Raw genomic sequence first — 1,042 nt, 5'->3', positions numbered from 1 at the left:
AGTCGTCCCTGAAAAACCTCATCTTTAACAAACTTCCATCATTAATCGATGGTTCTCTTCATTTTGTTTTTGTCCGAGGCATTGCAAGCATTCCAGGATTTGGGCGTACAAAAGCGCCAACCGGCGCAGGATTTTGCGCAGGTTGTGCCCAGCGCCACATAACAAGGCGTTCATGGCATCCCCTCGGGCGCCCTTGAGGAAGTTTCTCCCCAGGCGCCCATCTGCTTTCATGTGCCCAATCACCGGCTCCACGGCATTACGGCGCTTGAGCTTCTTCCTGATGGCTGCGGTGACACCCCGTTTGGCACCAGCGATCCACACCTTAAGCCCGTCCAGGGCGATGCCGTGGCCCCGATAGCCCCGGTCCACGTACGCTTCCCGCGGCATCATTCCCGTCAGCCGCTGGGTCTGCACCAATGATGACTTGAGCGTATGCCCGTCATATGGATTGCCGGGTAAGGCCTGCATGCCGACTACGAAGCTCTCCTTGCTGGTGCTCACTACGCCTACCTTGACGCCGAATTCATAAGGCTTGTGCGCCTTGCCTTTGGCGATGCACTCGACTTCCGGCGCATGCACACTGTACACCTTGCCTTTGTCGTGGCGCTGCTGGGCATGAATACGCCGGGCAATTTCCAGCAGTGAGGCGAGCCGGGCAGACGCCTGTTTCAGTTGCTCTTGCCCAGCCCCTGCTTTGCGTTCAATGTCACGGATTACCCTGCCAAGATAGGTCTTGAGCCGCTTCTGTTCGCGCCGGGCGCGTTGCATCTGTCTGGCATGGGCATAGCGTCCATGCTTGGCCAGGGCAACTTTGGATAAGCGTCGATAGCTTTGACGAAGCTCGATACCCATGCCTTGGGCCATTCTCACCAGTGCACTTCGGGCTTTGTGGTAGAGCCTGGCATCTGTCGGAAATGCGATGGCTTTGTCTTGTACGGTGGTGTCTACATTCACCACTGCAAACGAGGTGAGGGATACGGCTTGGGTGGCAAGTCCTGTCCGGACGGTGAGGCCAAGCATGAATTCGCAACCCGCCTCGCCA

Annotated in this window: 1 protein-coding gene; it reads right to left on the bottom strand. The window is 57.3% G+C overall.

From position 1 onward, the window contains the following. Nucleotides 1–24: 24 nt before the first annotated feature. Nucleotides 25–1,042, bottom strand: a 1,018-nt coding sequence (locus BLS94_RS14415) for an IS5 family transposase (RefSeq protein ID WP_090962648.1), incomplete at its 5' end; no start/stop codon positions are given.

This window comes from Nitrosospira sp. Nsp18 (assembly GCF_900103145.1).
GTDB lineage: Bacteria > Pseudomonadota > Gammaproteobacteria > Burkholderiales > Nitrosomonadaceae > Nitrosospira.
Note: the sequence above shows the minus strand (reverse complement) of the source record. Positions and strands in the feature narration are given on the sequence as shown.